The sequence below is a fragment of the Alloalcanivorax sp. C16-2 genome (genome assembly GCF_046507615.1).
Lineage (GTDB): Bacteria > Pseudomonadota > Gammaproteobacteria > Pseudomonadales > Alcanivoracaceae > Alloalcanivorax > Alloalcanivorax marinus_A.
The window spans coordinates 190,107-206,905 of the sequence record NZ_JBKFTL010000005.1 but is presented as its reverse complement, the minus strand read 5'-3'; the positions used below and the strand labels follow the sequence as shown (position 1 = coordinate 206,905).

At 65.8% G+C, this 16,799-nt stretch carries 16 protein-coding genes; 1 reads left to right on the top strand and 15 read right to left on the bottom strand.

All coding sequences use genetic code 11. From position 1 onward, the window contains the following. Window positions 1–116 precede the first annotated feature (116 nt). From ACLD02_RS17905 to ACLD02_RS17865, 9 genes are all read right to left on the bottom strand, one after another. On the bottom strand, window positions 117–1,343 hold the full coding sequence (locus ACLD02_RS17905; protein WP_410299321.1) for an FAD-dependent monooxygenase: 1,227 nt from the start codon (window positions 1,341–1,343) through the stop codon (window positions 117–119). A 97-nt stretch (window positions 1,344–1,440) separates the two neighbouring features. Beyond that, window positions 1,441–2,184, bottom strand: a complete 744-nt coding sequence (locus tag ACLD02_RS17900) for an ABC transporter ATP-binding protein (RefSeq protein WP_203101823.1) — start codon at window positions 2,182–2,184, stop codon at window positions 1,441–1,443. Then, a complete protein-coding gene (locus tag ACLD02_RS17895) occupies window positions 2,181–2,969 on the bottom strand; it encodes an ABC transporter ATP-binding protein (protein ID WP_410299320.1) in 789 nt (262 codons plus the stop codon). Before ACLD02_RS17895 ends, ACLD02_RS17900 begins: the two co-directional genes overlap by 4 nt. Next, window positions 2,966–3,952: a branched-chain amino acid ABC transporter permease gene (locus ACLD02_RS17890; RefSeq protein WP_203101821.1), complete on the bottom strand. Its 987-nt coding sequence runs from the start codon at window positions 3,950–3,952 to the stop codon at window positions 2,966–2,968. Before ACLD02_RS17890 ends, ACLD02_RS17895 begins: the two co-directional genes overlap by 4 nt. A 2-nt stretch (window positions 3,953–3,954) precedes the next feature. Continuing rightward, on the bottom strand, window positions 3,955–4,827 hold the full coding sequence (locus tag ACLD02_RS17885) for a branched-chain amino acid ABC transporter permease (RefSeq protein ID WP_203101820.1): 873 nt from the start codon (window positions 4,825–4,827) through the stop codon (window positions 3,955–3,957). A gap of 3 nt (window positions 4,828–4,830) precedes the next feature. Further along, complete coding sequence (locus ACLD02_RS17880; RefSeq protein WP_410299319.1) at window positions 4,831–5,985, bottom strand: ABC transporter substrate-binding protein; 1,155 nt, start codon at window positions 5,983–5,985, stop codon at window positions 4,831–4,833. A gap of 238 nt (window positions 5,986–6,223) precedes the next feature. Further along, entirely contained in the window at window positions 6,224–6,985 is a 762-nt protein-coding gene (locus ACLD02_RS17875; protein ID WP_203101818.1) for a hypothetical protein, read from the bottom strand. Window positions 6,986–7,109: 124 nt separating this feature from the next. Beyond that, window positions 7,110–8,801 carry a toxin-antitoxin system YwqK family antitoxin gene (locus ACLD02_RS17870; RefSeq protein ID WP_203101817.1) on the bottom strand — a complete coding sequence of 564 codons (1,692 nt, stop codon included), beginning with the start codon at window positions 8,799–8,801 and terminating at the stop codon, window positions 7,110–7,112. Further along, the gene (locus tag ACLD02_RS17865) at window positions 8,798–10,900 is read right to left on the bottom strand and encodes a hypothetical protein (protein ID WP_410299318.1); all 2,103 of its coding nucleotides are present in this window, start codon (window positions 10,898–10,900) and stop codon (window positions 8,798–8,800) included. The genes ACLD02_RS17870 and ACLD02_RS17865 overlap by 4 nt, the downstream gene beginning before the upstream one ends. Window positions 10,901–11,023: 123 nt before the next feature. Between ACLD02_RS17865 and ACLD02_RS17860 the strand changes: the two genes are divergently transcribed. Beyond that, entirely contained in the window at window positions 11,024–11,689 is a 666-nt protein-coding gene (locus tag ACLD02_RS17860; RefSeq protein ID WP_410299317.1) for a tRNA (guanine(46)-N(7))-methyltransferase TrmB, read from the top strand. On the opposite strand, the gene ACLD02_RS17855 is transcribed toward ACLD02_RS17860, so the two are convergent. The 6 genes from ACLD02_RS17855 to purB all read right to left on the bottom strand — a co-directional run bounded on the left by ACLD02_RS17855 (window position 11,683) and on the right by purB (window position 16,771). Then, complete coding sequence (locus tag ACLD02_RS17855) at window positions 11,683–11,847, bottom strand: hypothetical protein (RefSeq protein ID WP_203101814.1); 165 nt, start codon at window positions 11,845–11,847, stop codon at window positions 11,683–11,685. The genes ACLD02_RS17860 and ACLD02_RS17855 overlap by 7 nt on opposite strands. Before the next feature lie 19 nt (window positions 11,848–11,866). Next, window positions 11,867–13,228 carry a TrpB-like pyridoxal phosphate-dependent enzyme gene (locus ACLD02_RS17850; RefSeq protein ID WP_410299316.1) on the bottom strand — a complete coding sequence of 454 codons (1,362 nt, stop codon included), beginning with the start codon at window positions 13,226–13,228 and terminating at the stop codon, window positions 11,867–11,869. A 67-nt stretch (window positions 13,229–13,295) separates the two neighbouring features. Continuing rightward, complete coding sequence (locus ACLD02_RS17845; protein WP_410299315.1) at window positions 13,296–13,793, bottom strand: hypothetical protein; 498 nt, start codon at window positions 13,791–13,793, stop codon at window positions 13,296–13,298. Window position 13,794: 1 nt separating this feature from the next. Continuing rightward, complete coding sequence (locus tag ACLD02_RS17840; RefSeq protein ID WP_203101808.1) at window positions 13,795–14,220, bottom strand: GNAT family N-acetyltransferase; 426 nt, start codon at window positions 14,218–14,220, stop codon at window positions 13,795–13,797. Window positions 14,221–14,230: 10 nt separating this feature from the next. Beyond that, window positions 14,231–15,364, bottom strand: a complete 1,134-nt coding sequence (locus ACLD02_RS17835) for a cupin domain-containing protein (protein WP_203101806.1) — start codon at window positions 15,362–15,364, stop codon at window positions 14,231–14,233. Window positions 15,365–15,400: 36 nt separating this feature from the next. After that, window positions 15,401–16,771, bottom strand: coding sequence for an adenylosuccinate lyase (gene purB / locus ACLD02_RS17830; RefSeq protein ID WP_203101804.1), 1,371 nt, complete (start codon window positions 16,769–16,771; stop codon window positions 15,401–15,403). Between the last annotated feature and the right edge of the window lie 28 nt (window positions 16,772–16,799).

The following is a 16,799-nucleotide window of genomic DNA, read 5'->3' as shown; positions in this document are numbered from 1 at the left end:
GCCGGGCGGTGAGCATGGCCGGGATCTCGGTCTCCATGGTGATGTTGGAGCTCGGAACGATCTGGCCAATTCGATAGCGATTTTTTTTGTCGGCTGTGTGCATGGCGTCGCTCCGGTCAGGCGGTGGCGGGCGCGTCGAACCGCTCGGCGCAGGTGGTGGCGTCGTATTCGTAGATCCACTCGGCGCGGATACCCACCGCGTTGGGGTCCTTCTTCTGCGCTTCGCGGAACGCCTCGTCGCGCTTACGCAGTTCTTCCGGCGTGGACAGGTGGTAGCTGCGGCCGCGCTCACGGGCCTGCAACTGCACTTCGGAGGTGCGCGGCCGGCGCTCCTGTTCGTAGGCGCGCAGCGCGGCGGCGCTGTCGCCCTGGTAGTGGGTCAGCGCCTCGGCCAGTACATAGGCGTCCTCGATGGCCATGGCGGCGCCCTGGGACAGGAACGGCAGCATCGGGTGGGCGGCGTCGCCGAGCAGGGTGGCACGGTCGGTGGACCAGCGCGCCATGGGGTCATGATCGAACAGGCCCCATTTGAAGGTCTGGCTGGGGTCGGTCATCTTGAACAGCCGGATCAGATCGTCGTTCCAGCCTTCATAGGCGGCCAGCAACTCCTCGGTGCTGCTCGGTTCGGTCCAGGATTCCTCCACCCAGTCGGCGGTTTCGGTGACGGCGACGATGTTCACCGCCTTGCCGCCTTTCACGTAATAGGTGACCACATGGGCCTTGGGGCCCATCCAGAAGGCGGCGTCCGGGCCAACGAACGGCAGCGGATGCTGATCCACCGGCACCAGCGCCCGCCAGCACATATGGCCGGTGAACCGCGGTTCGTCCTGGCTCCACAGGGAGGCACGCACCGGTGAGTGGATACCGTCGGCGCCCACCACCAGGTCGGCTTTGAATTCGGTGCCATCGTCGAACCGCGCCAGGACGCCGTCATTCTGTTCCTCGATACCGGTGCAGCGGGCATTGAAGGTGATTTTGTGCGCCGGCAGGTCGGCGCACAGAATGCCGTGCAGGTCGGCGCGGTGCACATGGTAGAACTCGGCGCCGTAGACCTTGGGGAAGGTATCCTTGAGCGGCGTGCGGAACAGGGTATCGCCAGTTTGCCAGTTGATGCCGCGCATCGATTCCGGCAGGAAGCCGATGTCCGCCAGTTCCCGGGTCAGGCCCAGGGCCTTGAGCACTTTCACCGCGTTGGGGGTCATCTGCACGCCGGCGCCCACTTCACCAAACGCGGGCGCCTGCTCGAACAGGTGAAAATCGATGCCACGGCGGCTCAGGGCCCGGGCCAGGGCGACACCGCCGATACCGCCGCCGATAATGGCGACACGAATTTGCTCAGACATTGAAAAACTCCTTATTAACTATTCGACTAATTAATTATGGTGACGGTGCTTCCGGATCGTGATCACACCGTCGTCCGCACGGAACGGAAGGGTATTCTCAGGCGCCCAGATAGGCGCTCAGCACCTCCGGGTCCTCAAGCAGGGTGGTGCTGTCCGCCTCGGTGCTGATGGTGCCGGTCTCGACCACATAGGCTCGGGAGGCCACCGCCAGGGCGTTGTGCACGTTCTGCTCCACCACCAGCACGGTAACGCCGTGACCATTGATCTCGCGCACCACGTCGAACACCTCGTCGGCCATCTTCGGAGACAGGCCCAGGCTGGGCTCGTCGAGCAGCAGCAGGCGTGGTTCCGACATCAGGGCGCGGGCGATGGCGAGCATCTGCTGTTCGCCCCCGCTGAGGGTGCCGGCCATCTGCTTGTAGCGCTCGCGCAGCCTTGGGAAGCGGTGAAAGGCCATGCCCACGCGTTCTTCCACCCGGTGTTTCGAACCGGTCAGGAAGGCACCTAGCATCAGATTCTCGCGCACCGTCATGGCCGGCCACACATGTCGCTCTTCCGGGCAATGGGCAATGCCGCCGGCAACCACTTTCTCCGCCGGCAGGCCGGCGATTTCACGGCCATCCCAGTGGATGCTGCCCCGGCTTGGTTTCAGCAGGCCGGAGATGGCTCGCAGAATGGTGCTCTTACCGGCTCCGTTGGCGCCAATCAGAGCCACGGTTTCACCCTGGGCGACATCCAGATCGATGCCATGCAGGGCGGCGATCTTGCCGTAGGCCACATGCAGGTCGCGAACCCGCAGCAAAGTATCGCGCGCGGTTTCATGCACAGCGGTATCGTTCATGCTCTTGCCCTCCCCAGATAGGCTTCCACCACCCTCGGGTCATTCTTGACCTCGGCGGGGGCGCCCTCGGCCAGCTTGCGGCCAAAGTCCATCACCATGACCCGGTCGCTGACATCCATGACCAGATTCATGTTGTGTTCGACGATGACGATGGACGGCACCTGTTCGCGGCGCAGTTCCTTGAGAATGCCACCGAAGCGCATCGCTTCCTGGCTGTTGAGCCCGGCCGCCGGCTCGTCGAGCATCAGCAGGGTGGGTTTGGCGGCCAGCGCCACCGCCACTTCCAGCAGTCTCAGTTCGCCGCAGGAAAGCCGGTAGGCCGGTGTATCCAGGCGCGCGCCCAGATCCAGCAGGGCGACGATGCGCGCCGCGCTGTCACGGGCTTCCCGTTCCGCCTTGCGCACCGGCGCGGTGGGAAACAAGGTGCTCAACAGGCTTTGCTTGGCACTCAGGTAGTGCCCGGCGAGCACGTTTTCAAACACCGTCAGCGGCTTGAGCACGTTGGTTTTCTGGAAACTGCGCACCAGCCCCTGGCGGGCGATCCGGTAAGGGCTCTGGCCGGTGATGTCCCGCCCCTGGAAGGCGACCTGGCCGGTGGTGGGCGTGTAGAAACCGGTGATCAGGTTGAAGCAGGTGGTCTTGCCGGCGCCGTTCGGGCCGATCAGACCGAACACTTCGCCCCGGTTGACCTGGAAGTCGATGTCCTGCACCGCCTTGATGCCGCCAAAGGTCTTGCTCAGACCCGCCACGGTCAGCAAGGGCGGGTTGGTTTGCGTCGGGTTCATGCCGGGCCTCCCTGAACGCGGGTCGCGGTGTCGGCGGTGTCATCGCTCTGGTTGCGCTCGCGACGGTGATTGAGAAAACCCATCAGGCCATTAGGCAGGAACAACACCACGCCCATCACGATCAGCCCGAACAGCGACAGCCTCAGTTCCTGCAGTTCACGCAGGTACTCAGTGAGCAGGGTGACCAGAAGAGCGCCCAGAAGGGGGCCGATCAGGGTGCCCTTGCCGCCGATCAGCACCATGATGATCATGCTCACCATGAACGCGAAACCGAACACATTGGCGCCCACGAAGGTGATGTAGTGGGCATAGAAGCCACCGGCCAGGCCGGCCAGGAAGGCGCCCAGCACGAAGGCCCGCATGGCGTAGACGAACGGACGGATACCCACGGATTGAGCGACGAAGCGGTTCTCGCGCACGGTTACCGCGGCACGGCCATTGTTGGAGTACACGAACCGGTAGGCCAGATAGAGAGCCAGAGCGGTCAGGGCCAGGGCCAGATAGAAATAGAAGCGCTTGGCCATCAGCGGCGAGGCGTCCGCCAGCAGCGCCGGTTGCGCCACCCCGGACAGGCCCATGGGGCCGTTGGTGAAGCCCACCCAGTTGTTGGCGATCAGCCGCAGTACCTCGGCGAACGCCAGGGTGATGATCACGAAGTAGGGCCCGCGCAGGCGCAGGGTGATGGCGCCGATGGCGACACCGAACAGGGCCGAGACCACTCCGGCCAGCGGGATGGTGGCCCAGGCCGGCAGCCCCAGCCGCAATGACAGCAGCGCGGCGGTGTAGGCGCCCAGGCCAAGAAAGGCGGTATGGCCCAGGGAGAACTCGCCGACATAGCCGACGATCAGATTGAGGCTGGTGGCGAGCACCGCGTACAGCAGCACCATGATGCCGATGTGCAGCAGGTACTGGTCGCCCACCAGTAACGGGAAGGCGAGGGCGATCAGGCCCAGCACCAGCAGGGTATTGCGTTCGAATTTCATGCTCAGGCCCTCTCCACCTGGGTTGAAAACAGCCCGTAGGGTTTGAAGATCAGAGTCAGGATCACGATGATGAAGCCGATGATGTCCACCGTGCCGGTGGAGATGTAGCCTCCCCACAGTGCCTCGGCCACGCCCAGCAGCAGGCCACCGACGATGGCGCCGGCGAAGCTGCCCATGCCGCCCAGGATCACCACCACGAACGCCTTGAGACTGACCACGCCGCCGGCGCTGACGTGGGTGGAGTAGATCGAGCCCAACAGCATGCCGGCGGAAGCCGCCAGCATGGTGCCCAGGGCGAAGGTGCTGGCATAGACGCGGGCGGTGTTGATGCCCGCCAGACGGGCCGCCATCGGGTCCTGGAAGGTGGCGCGCATGGCGCGCCCCAGCCGCGTGTGACGGATCACCAGGTGGGCGGCGAGAATCAGCACCGCGCAGGCGGCCACCGCGAACACGCGCAGCTCGGTAAGCACCACCGGGCCCAGGAACACCGGTTTGTTGGGCAGCGGGCCCTCGATGGTCAGCGGCGCGGTGCCCACCAGCAGCAGGGCGGTGTTGGTGAGGAAGATCGACAGGCCGATGGTGAGCAGAATGCTGGGCTCCTCGCCTTGGTCGCGCACCCGCTCGATCAGGAAGCGATCCACCAGCCAGCCACAGGCGCCCATCACCGCCAGGGTCAGCGCCAGGCCGGCGAAGAAGTTCAGGCCGAGCACCGTGGTGGCCAGCCAGCCCATCACGCCGCCCAGCATATAGAGCTCACCGTGGGCGAAGTTGACCACCCGCATCAGCCCGAAGATCAGGGTCAGGCCCAGGGCCGAGAGCGCGTAGAACGCTCCCGACACCAGACCGTTGGCGACAAACTGCAACAACATATCCATGGATTATTGCCCGCCGCTGTCGGCTTCGGGGTTGGCGATACGGGTGGTGGCGACCACCTCGGTGTGGCCGTCCTGGATTTGCACCAGTGCCGCTTCGAAGCCGTAGCCCTGGCCCTTTTCGGTGAACCGGTAGCGGCCGTTGGGGGCTTCGTAGTCGGTGGCGTGGAGCCCGTCGACGATGGCCTGGGCGTCGGTGTCGCCGGCCCGGTCGATGGCGTCCATCATGATGTTCATGGAGTTGTAGCCGGCGGCGGCGTATTTGCCGGGGGCGTGGTCGTAGGCGGCGCTGTATTCCTTCACGAAGCGCTCGTTGCGCTCGCCGGGCAGGTTGGACACATAGGGCACGGCGGCATAGATGCCTTCCGCCGCGTCACCGGTGATCTTGATGAAGTCGCTGGTGGCCCAGGAGCCGACGCCGAACACGTCCATGTCGATGCCGAACTGCTTGATCTGCTTGACCAGGGTGGAACCGTCCTGGGTTTCGGCGGCCACGAACACGCCATCGGCACCGGAGCCGCGCAGTTTGGTGAGCAGCGTATAGAAGTCGGTGGCGCCATGGTTGAAGTATTCGATCAGCGCGGTTTCCACGCCGTGGCTGGATAACTCCTGCTCGAACGCCTTGGCACTGCCCCGGCCCCAGTCGTCGTTGACGCCGATATAGGCCACTTTCTTGAGGCCCAGGTTGTCGACGATCAACCGGGAAAACGCCTTGCCGAGCAGGGCGTCGGTTTCCGCGGAGCGGAAGAAGTAGGGGTTGCCTTTCTCGGTGAGGCTGGCTTCGGAGGAAACGCCGGTCAGAAAGGGCGTCTTGTACTTGCCCGCCACCGGCATCACCGCCGAGGTGGCGGAGCTGCAGAAGGCGCCGACCAGAGCCACTACCTTGTCGCGCTGGATCAGTTTCTCGGCGGCGTTCACCGAGTTGGCCGGGCTGCACTGGCCGTCCTCGAGGATCAGTTCCACTTGCTTGCCGAGCACGCCGCCGTTGGCGTTGCGCTCCTTGACGGCGAGCCGGGCACCGTTGGCGTCGGCGGTGCCGTTGTAGGCCACCGAACCGGTGAGGGGCTGGATCAGCCCGATTTTCAGGGTGTCTTGCGCCGAGGCCTGGGTAGAGGCCATCAGAGCAGTCGCAATTATTGGAGCCAGAATCAGTTTTCGCATCGCAGTTCTCCTGTTGAGCCTTGTTGTTAGCGCGACTAATCGACATATTAATTAATCGATTAGTAAATTTACAAGGGCAGGAGAAGCATTAGCAATAAGCGGGCCATATCATGGGACGGTGAGAGAAGGGTCGGACACCGCCATGTAAGGGGCTTGAGGACGAATTCGCGCCCGATTCCGGTGCGTTACAAGATGTGAATGCTCGATGTTGGGGCGCCGAATTGTCCCGCCGGCTGGGTCAGCGACCGCCAATCTCCACTTTGACTTCCAGGGGCAGATCGAGCCGTTCGCTGTGGGTGGCGGCGCCGCTCAGGCCACGGGCTCCGGTACGCTCGCTGACGGTGATGGCGCCCAGGGCCTGCCATTGTCCCGGTGTCACCACCAGGGTGGTGTCGCTGCCCTGGGTACGGGCCAGGCCATTGCCGGCCGGTTCGTCAAAACGCTGAGCCACGGTCAGGCGCACGCGACCGTCCCCGGTCAGCACCGGGGTGATCCGGATGCCCTGTTTCAGGCTCATCAGTGCCGGGTACTGGGTGCCGGTGAGGGCCACCAGGGTGCCCTGGCTGATGCCGGCGGCGTGGCCGGCCAGGGTGTTGATGCGGTAGTCGTCCTGGCGCTGGTGGCTGATCGAGCCGGCCCCGGCCCGTATGCCGTCCGGCCCCAGGGTGACGCCGCCGCCACCGCGTTCGCCGTCGGCGCGGCGGCGCAGGTGCACGGTCACCGTGCGCGGCACTTCCGGCATGTCGCCGAGGGCGGCCAGAACCTGGTCGAAATTGGCGCTGGTGGTGCGGATCACCAGCTTGCCCTGGTAGGCGTTGACGTAGCCGCCCTCCGGAAGGAGGGGGCGGATCACCGGCACCAGGGCCTGGGCATCGGCGCGCTGGATGACATGGATCGACATGGCCTCGGCGCGGGCCAGCAGCGGGGCGACGATCAGCAGCAGCAACAGGGCCAGCGTCCGGTGGCCGGGCGTGCATCGGCGTCGACTTGGCATGCGCATGACGATGGTCCCAGGAAAAGGTCGAACTCGCATCATAGCGACAACGGGGCCGGGCTGCACAGGCCGCCCCGGGCCCGTCGATGGGGCGAGGAGCGGCTTCCTTGCCGTCGCCCGGCGGGCCGGGTCAGGGCTTGAGGCGGTCGCCGTTGCGCCAGCGCGCCGGTACCATCTTGCCGTCGCGGTCGCTGATCCAGCCTTCGCCGTTCTCCAGGCCGTCCCGGTACGGGGTAATGCGTTCCACCCGGCCTTCCTCATCGTATTCGATGAAACGCCCCTGGCGTTTGTCGTCGCGGTACTGGCCCACCAGTCGAGGGTAACCTTCGGGGCTGGTTTCCAGGTATTCACCGTCGCGCTTGCCGGCCTTGAAATGGGCATGTCTCTGGCGCCCTTCATACAGCACCTTGAAGGCTTCGCCTTCTTTTTCGCCATTCACGAAGTGGGCCCGGAACACCAGGTTGCCGTCCTTGTCATGGCTCACCCAGTCGCCGATGGCCTTGCCGTTCCGGTAGTGGCGCTGATCCAGCAGGGTGCCGTCCGGGGTACTTCGGGTCCAGTCACCGTGCAACTCGCCGTTCACATAATGTGCCTGCTCCACGTTGCCGTTGGTGTCCAGGGTGCGCCAGTCGCCCACCGGCTTGTCGTTCCGATAACGGCCGGATTCCAGCACTTCGCCGTCAGCGTTTTCGGTGTGCCAGGGGCCGTCCTTCTTGCCCTGGCGGTACTCATGGTAGGTCCAGCGCTGGTTCTCCGGGCCGCTGCGTTCGCGGCTTTCGCCGTGGCGCTGGCCGTTCCGGAACCGCTTTACCGCGATCAGGTCGCCGTGGTCGTCGTAACCGCGCCATTCACCGTCGCGCCGGCTATCCTTCATCTGGCCTTCCTCCCGCGCGCCGCTGTACTGGCCGATGATGGCCTTGCCCTGGGCAATCCCGCCGATCAGGTGTTGCAGCTTCACTACCCGATCGTTGGCGAAGCCGATTTTCCACACGCTGTCTTCTTTCGGGTAGCGCAGGTATACGAACCTCAGCGTGCCGTCCGGGTTATTCTCCGCCTTGAGACGTAGCCACACCGGCGCGTCGTTACGGAACCGGCCCTGTGCATCGCGCTGGTAGGTGGCTTCGCGGCTCAGGTAGACGCCATCGCTGTTCTTGTGCCAACCCATCAGGATCCCGGGGGCCACATAGGCCTCGTGGGCGAGCGGGTTGCCGTCGCGGTCATAGCGGTTGAAGAGAAAGTCGTAGCGGCCGCCCTTGTAGCGCCTTTCCTCATGGATCTGGCCGCCATCCTTGCCGCCTTCCTGGTCGCCGACCTTGGGGTAGTAGGCCACCCGCATACCGGTAACGGCGCCGTCCTTGTAGGGCGTCCGGGCCAGCAGGTTGCCGTCCTCGTCGTAGTGTTTCTCCACGCCGTGGGGCTTGCCGTGGCGGTAAGGCCTGAATTTATCCTCCTGGCCGTTCTCGTGGTAGGAGATGATCTCGCCGTCCAGACGGCCTTGTTCGTCGCTGTGCCCTTTTTCCTTCAGGGTGCCGTCCGGGTAGAGATAGCGCCAGTCGCCATACCAGTCGGCGTCCTTGTCGGTGCCGGCGCGGGCCCCCTCGGCATAGAGCGCATCGTTGCTTGTGTAATAGGCCTTATAGAGATAGCCGGGGCCGTCCGGATTCTCCGGCAGGGGCGTGTCCACATAGAAAAACCGGGCCTGCTCGGTCTTGGCCGGGTAGCCATAATCGGTGAAGTAGAGGCGTTCGGCGTGGGCCGCCCGGGCCAGCAGAAGGGCACCGAGCAGCAGGATCAGGTTCCGGGTCCATGGGAAAACGCTCATTGCGGCAGCTCCGGAAGGGTGGCTTCGAGGGTTCGGGTCTGTTCACCGTGGGTGCGCAGCAGGCGGACGGATTTCACCGGGCCCCAGAAGCGCAGCACGCCGTTGTCGTCCTCACCGAGTTCACGCAGGGCCAGGCCGGTGTCGTCCAGGGCGTCGTAGTGGGCCGCCTTGCAATCGTCGCCCAGTAGCACGCCGTTATCGCCTTCGAAGCGCGCGCAACCGGGCTGCTCCCGGGTCAGGACTACCGTTTCCACCCGGGTCGGGCAGCGCGCCTCGAAGGACAGGCGCCGGCCATAGAAATAACGAATCCGGTCGTCCTTGGTGCGCAGCTCGAACCCGGGGCGGCCGTCTTCTTCGTGCCGCGTCGGGGCGGACCAGGTGAAATGCAGTGGCGTGCCGTGATAGTCCGGGGCGCCCTCGGGGACTACGTTACACAGGCGGAAACCGATCGGGCCGGTGACCCGCAGGCGATGGTGGTCGAGGGCCTGCAACTCGATGTCCCGCAGCAGCCGGGCGGTATCGTCCGGGGCGTCGCGCAGGCCCGGGAGCTGGTGCCGGGCACCAGGGGGATGAAGGTCGCCGTCGTCCGGCTGGGGGCGCACCGTCATGGTCAGGGCGCGCCGCCGTGACTCCATGGGGGTGAGGCGAAGCGCGGCGATGGGGGTATCGGTGCGCAGGCTCAGGCGCAGCGGAGCCGGGTTCAGCGACAGGCGCTCGATAAAGGTCTCCGGGCTCTCGTCGGCTTGTTTAACCGGGCGCAGGGTCATTGCCATGGGCAGGGGGCGGCCGTCGGCGTCCAGGGGCTGGGCGCGTACTGGTTGGCCGTCTTCCAGGCGCAGGTCCAGACGTTGCTCCCCCCAGTCGAGCACGCTCACGCCGTCGGGAACGGGGTCGCCCTTGATCAGGGTAACGGGCTCGGCGGGCTCCCAGATCCGGGCCTCGGCGGTGAGCGACAGCGGCTTGCCGGGCTGGAAAGCGTCCGGCGCGGTGGCGATGAGCAAATCCCGGCCCAGGTCCATGTCCGGCGGGCCCGGCTCCGCGAGCCGGAAGAAGCCGCCGTTCTCCGCCATTCGGTTCAGCACCAGACCGTCCGGGGCGTCGCCATTGAAGCCGGTGAAGTGCAATTCCGCTTGTTGTTGCAGCGGCGCGGCCAGGGCCCAGTCACCGCGGGTCATCACCCGCTGTTCCTCGACCTGATAAAGGAAGCTGTCCTCGAGGCTGTCGAGCAGAGCATCCATGTCGGCACGGTCCCGTAACGGCAGGGTGTCGTCGGGTTCGCGCAGCGGCATTTCACGGAACTGACGTTTCTGGAAATCGGCCTGCATCTGCAGATGCGTGGGGTCCACGTCCCAATCCCGCACCAGGTTGGGATAGTGGCGCTGGCTCACCAGTTGCAAGCGCTGTTCTACAAGCGCGTCCTGGTCGGGCATGTACAGCTCGCTGTGCAGGCGCAGCGCCTCGGGCATGCCGCTGGGCCAGCGCGCGATCATGCGCGCCTGGCCTTCCACCCGTTCGCCGTTGAGCGTCATGGCCACCAGTACCCGCTCCCCGTCCCGTGCCAGAACCCGGTAGTCGGCCTCGACCTTGGGCAACCCCCAGAGAGAGGCGCTGGCCTGCCAGGTATCGCCGGGTTGAGGGTCATCCGGGAGCGGTACGGCGGTGGCGGTGGATTGGTCCAGCAACTGCTCGATCTTGTCACCGAAACGTTCCTGCAAACGTTGCTCAAGCTCCGGATCAGCCAGACGGGTCTCGGTAATGCGCCCGTTCTTCACGCGGCTCAGGGTGCCGCTCTCCTGGAACCGTCGAAATGGTTCGGCTCGGTCGCCCAGGCGGGCCAGGTCACGGGTGTCCAGTTGACCGCCGCCAATACGCAGCCAGGGCAGGGTGGTGCGCAGCCACAGGCCGCTACCGGCATCGTCGGCGATGCGGTTCCGAACGATGGCTTGCAGGTCCACTTTTTGGCCGTAGTCAGAGCCGGAGGTCTTGATGCTCTGATGGGCGACGAGAAGAAAATCGTCCTCGTAATCCTCTTTCTCGATGTCGCGACCCTGGCAGGCGGTGAGCAGGAAAAGGCAGAAAAAAGGCAGGAAAAAACGCATAATGAAAAACTCTCCCGTAACGCGCCGGAGTGTATCGAATCATGACGCCGGCCGGGAACCGCACAGCGGAATTTGTGAAAAACCACCGTAAAACGTCCGTGATTTCCATCTTCGAGGCTTTCCATGTTCGGTAACAGCCGGGCCGTGACCAGCAACCAGGGCGGGCCGCATTCGTCATTGGCGGACACCGTGCGTCGCCATCTGGGCCATGTCTGGCGGGCTCCCCTGGCGGACCACGATCGCCAGGCCTTCGCCCGCGCCGAGCAGTGGCTCGGTGACCAGGCCCGGCCCCTGATTCTGGATTCCGGCTGTGGTACCGGCCGCTCCTCGGTATGGTTGGCGCGCCGCTACCCGGAGGCGCTGGTGCTGGGGCTGGACCAGTCCGCCCACCGTCTGGAACGGGCGGCGCGGCGCTTCGAGGCGCCGGGCAATCTGCTGTTGCTGCGTACCGACTGCGCCGGCTTCTGGCGTCTGGCGGAGTCCGCCGGCTGGCGACCCTGGCGCCATTACCTGTTGTATCCGAATCCGTGGCCGAAAAGCGCGCACCTGAAGCGCCGCTGGCACGGCCACCCGGTGTTTCCCCATCTGTTGGCGTTGGGGGGCACCCTGGTGTTACGTACCAATTGGGAACTCTACGCCAGGGAAATGGCGCGGGCGCTGGAGGTGGCGGGCCGCGCGGCGACGGTGTCGCCGCTGAGCGGGGACGGTGAGCCAATCACCGATTTCGAGGAAAAGTACCGTCACAGCGGCCACCGGCTCTGGGAGCTGGTGGCCGGGCTGGATCACTGAACGGTCATGTAGACCTTATAGCCAATGGTGGCCAGCATGCAGATCGTGCCCAGGGCCAGCAGGGTCAGGCCCCAGGCGGACTGGCGGGCGCCGAAGCCGACGCCCATCAATACCAGCCCCAGCACGATCAGCGCGATCAAACCGTCGAAAAACGCCATTTTTTTCCCCTCTTGATGATCAGCCCAGTTGTGGCAGACGCGACAGCGCCGCCTCGGCGCCGGCGGCGTCGTAGTCGCCGTCTTCCAGCTTGCCGTCGAAATAATCGATGTAGGCCTGCATGTCGAAATGGCCGTGGCCGGAAAGGTTGAACAGGATGGTCTCCGACTTGCCCTCCGCCTTGCAGCGCAGGGCCTCATCGATGGCGCCCTTGACCGCGTGGGTGCACTCCGGCGCCGGCACGATGCCCTCGTGGCGGGCGAACTCCACCGCCGCCTCGAAGCAACCCAGCTGCTGATAGGCGCGCGCTTCGATCAGGCCCAGCTCCAGCACATGGGACACCTGGGCGCCCATGCCGTGATAGCGCAGGCCACCGGCGTGGAAACCCGGCGGCGTGAAGCTGGAGCCCAGGGTGTGCATCTTGGTGAGCGGCGTGAGATGGGCGGTATCGCCGAAATCATAGGCGAAGCGGCCCTGGGTCAGGGTGGGGCAGGCGGCCGGTTCCACGGCGATGATGCGGCGGCGCTTGCCGCCACGCAGCTGGGCGCCCAGGAACGGGAAGGCGATGCCGGCGAAGTTGGAGCCGCCACCGGTGCAGCCGATGATGATGTCCGGGTCGTCGCCGGCTATTTCGAACTGCTCCATGGCCTCCAGGCCGATTACGCTCTGGTGCAGCATCACATGGTTGAGCACCGAGCCCAGGGCATATTTGGTGCCCTCGTCCTGGGCAGCCAGTTCCACCGCCTCGCTGATGGCGATGCCCAGGCTGCCCGGGTGATCCGGGTTCTCCGCCAGGATCGCGCGGCCGGATTCGGTGAGGTTGGAGGGCGAGGCCACGCATTCGGCGCCGTAGGTGCGCATCAGCGCCTGCCGGTAGGGCTTCTGTTGGAACGACACCTTGACCTGGAACACCTTGACCTGCAGGTCGAACAGGCTGCCGGCGAAGGCCAGCGATGAGCCCCACTGGCCGGCGCCGGTTTCGGTGGTGAGCCGCTTGATGCCGGCCTCGGCGTTGTAGAACGCCTGGGCCACGGCGGTATTGGGCTTATGGGAGCCCGCCGGGCTGACCCCTTCGTACTTGAAGTAAATCTTCGCCGGGGTGTCCAGGGCCTTTTCCAGACGGCGCGCGCGGATCAGCGGACTGGGCCGCCACAGGCGGTAGATGTCGCGCACCGGAGTGGGAATTTCCACGTGCCGCTCGGTGGTCATCTCCTGGGCGATCAGGGTGTCCGGGAACAGCGGTGCCAGATCGCCGGGGGCCACCGGCTGGTGGGTGGCGGGGTGCAGCACCGGGGCCATGGGCGTCGGAAAGTCCGCCATGATGTTGTACCAGTCGCGGGGCATGCGTTCTTCGGACAGCAGGTATTTGGTGCTCTCGGCCATGGGTCTCTCTTGATTCGTCGTTATTGTGCGGCTCTTATGATGCCGCTTTTTGCCGCGCCGGATAAGGTCACAGGCGCAATTCGCGCAACTCCGGATTGCTTCGGGCACGCTCCCAGACACGGCCGAAGTGTTCCGCGCGGCGCGGTGCCCGGGGCAGCGCGTGGGCGCACAGGTCCAGGCGTTCCGGGCGCGGCCAGCCGGTCGCTTCGAACAGGCCGGTGCGTTCGGCCACCGCGAAGCACAGCGTTGGATCGGCGTCGTCGGGCTGGGTCTGGCGCAAATGCAGGCGGGAGGGCAGGCGGCGGGCCAGATGCACCAGGCCATGGCCGCGTTTGACCGCCTGGTCCACGTCGTCGAACAGTACGCGCAGATCGGCCTGGGGCGAGGACAGGGCGAGGGCTTTGAGGGCGTCGAGCACCGCCGGGTCGGCGGTGAGCGCGTCCAGGGCCGGCACCCGTAGCCACAGGCGACGCCGGCAGGCACGGATCAGGTCGGCCAGGGCTCCGGCGGCCTGGCTCGGGTCCGGGTGATGCAGAGTATCGTCCTCGCCGAGCCGCAAGCGCATGTCAGTCCAGCAGCTTGAACATCTGCCGGTGGGGGATGTGGGCGTCCATGAAGATGCCGCCGGAGACACTGAAGCCGGCGGTTTCGTAGAAGCTGGTGGCGTGGGTCTGGGCGTACAGGAACACCTCGCCCATATCGGCGGCGCGGGCGGCTTCCTCGGCGGCCACCAGCAGGGCGCGGCCAACGCCGCTGTTGCGGTGGGTTTCCAGCACGCACAGGCGGCTGATCTGGCCGCTGCCCAGAAGGCGCAGACAACCGATCGGTTTGCCGGCGTCGTCGAACGCCAGGAAGTGCCGGGCGGCGGGGTCGGCGCCGTCCCATTCCAGTTCCTCCGGGACACCTTGTTCGCCAATGAAGATACGTTCGCGCAGGGCGCTCAGTTCGGCGCGGTGTTCGTCCCAGGTTGTCTCAATGATGCTAAAGGCCATGGCGTTCTCGTTAAAGCTCGGCAAAGTAGCCCTGGTCTATCCAGTGATCCAGCAGGGGCCGGCTGTCGGCGTCGAGCACCGCGGCCAGCTCGTCGTTCGTATAGCGCCGCTGGCGGGCAAGCAGCCCGGCCAGGGCGGCCTGGGAGCCGCGTAGCGGCCAGGCCTCGCCGTTCAGCCAGGCGGTGTCGTCCACCACCAGCAGGCGTACGCCGCCGTGGCGCACCAGGGCGGCATCCGGGTCGGCGGCGCGAATGTGCGCCGGGTCGACCAGAAAATCAAGTCCCGTTTGCCGGGGGGTACTGAGCCAGCGGGCCAGGGCGCGCCGGCCAGCGTCCCGGTCGAACAGCGCCAGCGCCGCGTCCAGCATGGCCTCGCGCTCACCGGCGTCGAGCCGGCCCGGGTCGGTGGTCAGGGCGCGACCGGGGTCGGCGTACAGGCGGGTGGGGCTCTCGGCCAGGGTCTCGGCTACCACCTCCGCCAGCAGATCCCGGTAGTCCGGGGCCCGGAAGCCCACCGACCAGGTCACGCAGTCGCTGTCCAGGGCGACGCCGTGATGGGCCACGCCGGGGGGCAGGTAAAGCACATCGCCGGGGCCGGCGATATGCTCGCCGTCCACCGGCATGTCGGCCAGCATTTTCAGCGGAACATCGCCGCGCAGGCGGCTTTCATCGTCGCAGACGGGCCCCAACCGCCAGTGACGCCGGCCACTGGCCTGGATCAGGAACACGTCGTACTGATCGAAATGCGGACCTACGCTGCCGCCTTCGGCGGCGTAGCTGATCATGATGTCCTCAAGACGCCAGCCGGGCAGGAAAGCGAAATCGTCGAGCAGCAGCGACACTTCCGTAAGGTAGTGGTCCACGGACTGCACCAGCAGGGTCCAGTCCCGCTCTCCCAGCTCGCTGAAGCGGGCCTCCTCGAAGGGGCCTTGCTCCAGGGACCAGGGGCCATCGCCGGCGCCTTCGATCAGGCGGGATTCCACCTCCGGCTCCAGGGCCAGCCCCGCCAGGGTGTCGGCATCCGGGTGTTCGAGCCCGGCAGCGGCGGCGGGCATGAACAGGGGGGCGCGTTGCCAGTAGCGCGCCAGGAAATCCCCAGGCGCCAGGGGCAGCGTGAAACGCGGCGAAACGGCATCCACGGTCATCAAAGCTCCGGGCCGGCGCTCGGGCCGGCGGCGGTGTTACTGAACGTCGCGGGCCTGGCGACCGGCGTTGCCGGTGTAACCACCCGGGGTGAGCGCCTTGAGACGCTCCTTGGCGTCCTCGGGAATGGCCAGGCCATCGATGAAGTCGGCCAGCGCCTCCTGGGTGATGGCCTTGCCCCGGGTCAGTTCCTTGAGCTTTTCGTAGGGCTTCTCGATGCCGTAGCGGCGCATCACCGTCTGGATCGGTTCGGCGAGCACTTCCCAGGCGTGGTCCAGGTCATCCTCGAGGCGCTCCGGGTTGACCTCCAGCTTGCCGATGCCTTTCAGGGAGGCTTCGTAGGCGATCAGGCTGTGGGCCAGGCCCACGCCCACGTTGCGCAGCACGGTGGAATCGGTGAGGTCGCGCTGCCAGCGGGACACCGGCAGCTTGGCGGCCAGATGGCCCATCACCGCGTTGGCGATGCCCAGGTTGCCCTCGGAGTTCTCGAAGTCGATCGGGTTGACCTTGTGCGGCATGGTGGAGGAGCCCACTTCGCCTTCCACGGCGCGCTGCTTGAAGTAGCCCAGGGAAATGTAGCCCCACACGTCCCGGTCGAAGTCCAGCAGGATGGTGTTGAAGCGCATCAGGGCGTGGAAATACTCCGCTACCCAGTCATGGGGCTCGATCTGGGTGGTGAACGGGTTGAAGGCCAGTCCCAGGCTTTCCACGAAGCGCCGCGCGAAAGCCGGCCAGTCCACGTCCGGATAGGCCGCGTAATGGGCGTTGTAGTTGCCCACCGCGCCGTTGATCTTGCCGAGAATCCGCACCGCCACGAACTGATCGCGCTGGCGCTTGAGGCGCTCCACCACGTTGGCCATTTCCTTGCCCACGGTGGTGGGGGAGGCGGACTGGCCGTGGGTGCGCGACAGCATCGGCACATCCGCCAGGCCGTGGGCGAGCTGGCGCAGGGAGCGGATGATCTGGTCGAGCTTGGGCAGCAGGGCGTCGCGGGCCTCGCGCAGCATCATCGCGTAGGACAGGTTGTTGATGTCCTCGCTGGTGCAGGCGAAATGGACGAACTCGGTCATCTTGTCGAGCTCTTCGTGCTCGGCCATGCGTTCCTTGATGAAGTACTCCACGGCTTTGACGTCGTGGTTGGTGGTGCGCTCGATTTCCTTGATGCGCTCGGCGTCCTTCTCCTCGAAATCCCGGGTCACGCCGCGCAGGTGCCAGGCGGCCTTGCCGCTCATCAGCGGTACTTCCGGGATCGCTTTTTCATGGGCCAGTTGTTCCAGCCAGCTCACTTCCACGTGGACCCGGTAGCGGATCAGGCCATATTCGCTGGTGATGGCGCGCAGGGGCTCGCACTTGCCGGCGTAGCGACCGTCCACCGGGGAAATGGCGGTGAGGGGATTAAGGCTGGACATGGGGGACTCCTGAAATGGGAAACCTTTG

Excerpts from the sequence above, each read along its gene's own strand:
- ACLD02_RS17905 (WP_410299321.1), bottom strand. The coding sequence starts at position 1,343 with ATGTCTGAGCAAATTCGTGTCGCCATTATCGGCGGCGGTATCGGCGGT.
- ACLD02_RS17900 (WP_203101823.1), bottom strand. The coding sequence starts at position 2,184 with ATGAACGATACCGCTGTGCATGAAACCGCGCGCGATACTTTGCTGCGG.
- ACLD02_RS17895 (WP_410299320.1), bottom strand. The coding sequence starts at position 2,969 with ATGAACCCGACGCAAACCAACCCGCCCTTGCTGACCGTGGCGGGTCTG.
- ACLD02_RS17890 (WP_203101821.1), bottom strand. The coding sequence starts at position 3,952 with ATGAAATTCGAACGCAATACCCTGCTGGTGCTGGGCCTGATCGCCCTC.
- ACLD02_RS17885 (WP_203101820.1), bottom strand. The coding sequence starts at position 4,827 with ATGGATATGTTGTTGCAGTTTGTCGCCAACGGTCTGGTGTCGGGAGCG.
- ACLD02_RS17880 (WP_410299319.1), bottom strand. The coding sequence starts at position 5,985 with ATGCGAAAACTGATTCTGGCTCCAATAATTGCGACTGCTCTGATGGCC.
- ACLD02_RS17875 (WP_203101818.1), bottom strand. The coding sequence starts at position 6,985 with ATGCGCATGCCAAGTCGACGCCGATGCACGCCCGGCCACCGGACGCTG.
- ACLD02_RS17870 (WP_203101817.1), bottom strand. The coding sequence starts at position 8,801 with ATGAGCGTTTTCCCATGGACCCGGAACCTGATCCTGCTGCTCGGTGCC.
- ACLD02_RS17865 (WP_410299318.1), bottom strand. The coding sequence starts at position 10,900 with ATGCGTTTTTTCCTGCCTTTTTTCTGCCTTTTCCTGCTCACCGCCTGC.
- ACLD02_RS17860 (WP_410299317.1), top strand. The coding sequence starts at position 11,024 with ATGTTCGGTAACAGCCGGGCCGTGACCAGCAACCAGGGCGGGCCGCAT.
- ACLD02_RS17855 (WP_203101814.1), bottom strand. The coding sequence starts at position 11,847 with ATGGCGTTTTTCGACGGTTTGATCGCGCTGATCGTGCTGGGGCTGGTA.
- ACLD02_RS17850 (WP_410299316.1), bottom strand. The coding sequence starts at position 13,228 with ATGGCCGAGAGCACCAAATACCTGCTGTCCGAAGAACGCATGCCCCGC.
- ACLD02_RS17845 (WP_410299315.1), bottom strand. The coding sequence starts at position 13,793 with ATGCGCTTGCGGCTCGGCGAGGACGATACTCTGCATCACCCGGACCCG.
- ACLD02_RS17840 (WP_203101808.1), bottom strand. The coding sequence starts at position 14,220 with ATGGCCTTTAGCATCATTGAGACAACCTGGGACGAACACCGCGCCGAA.
- ACLD02_RS17835 (WP_203101806.1), bottom strand. The coding sequence starts at position 15,364 with ATGACCGTGGATGCCGTTTCGCCGCGTTTCACGCTGCCCCTGGCGCCT.
- purB (WP_203101804.1), bottom strand. The coding sequence starts at position 16,771 with ATGTCCAGCCTTAATCCCCTCACCGCCATTTCCCCGGTGGACGGTCGC.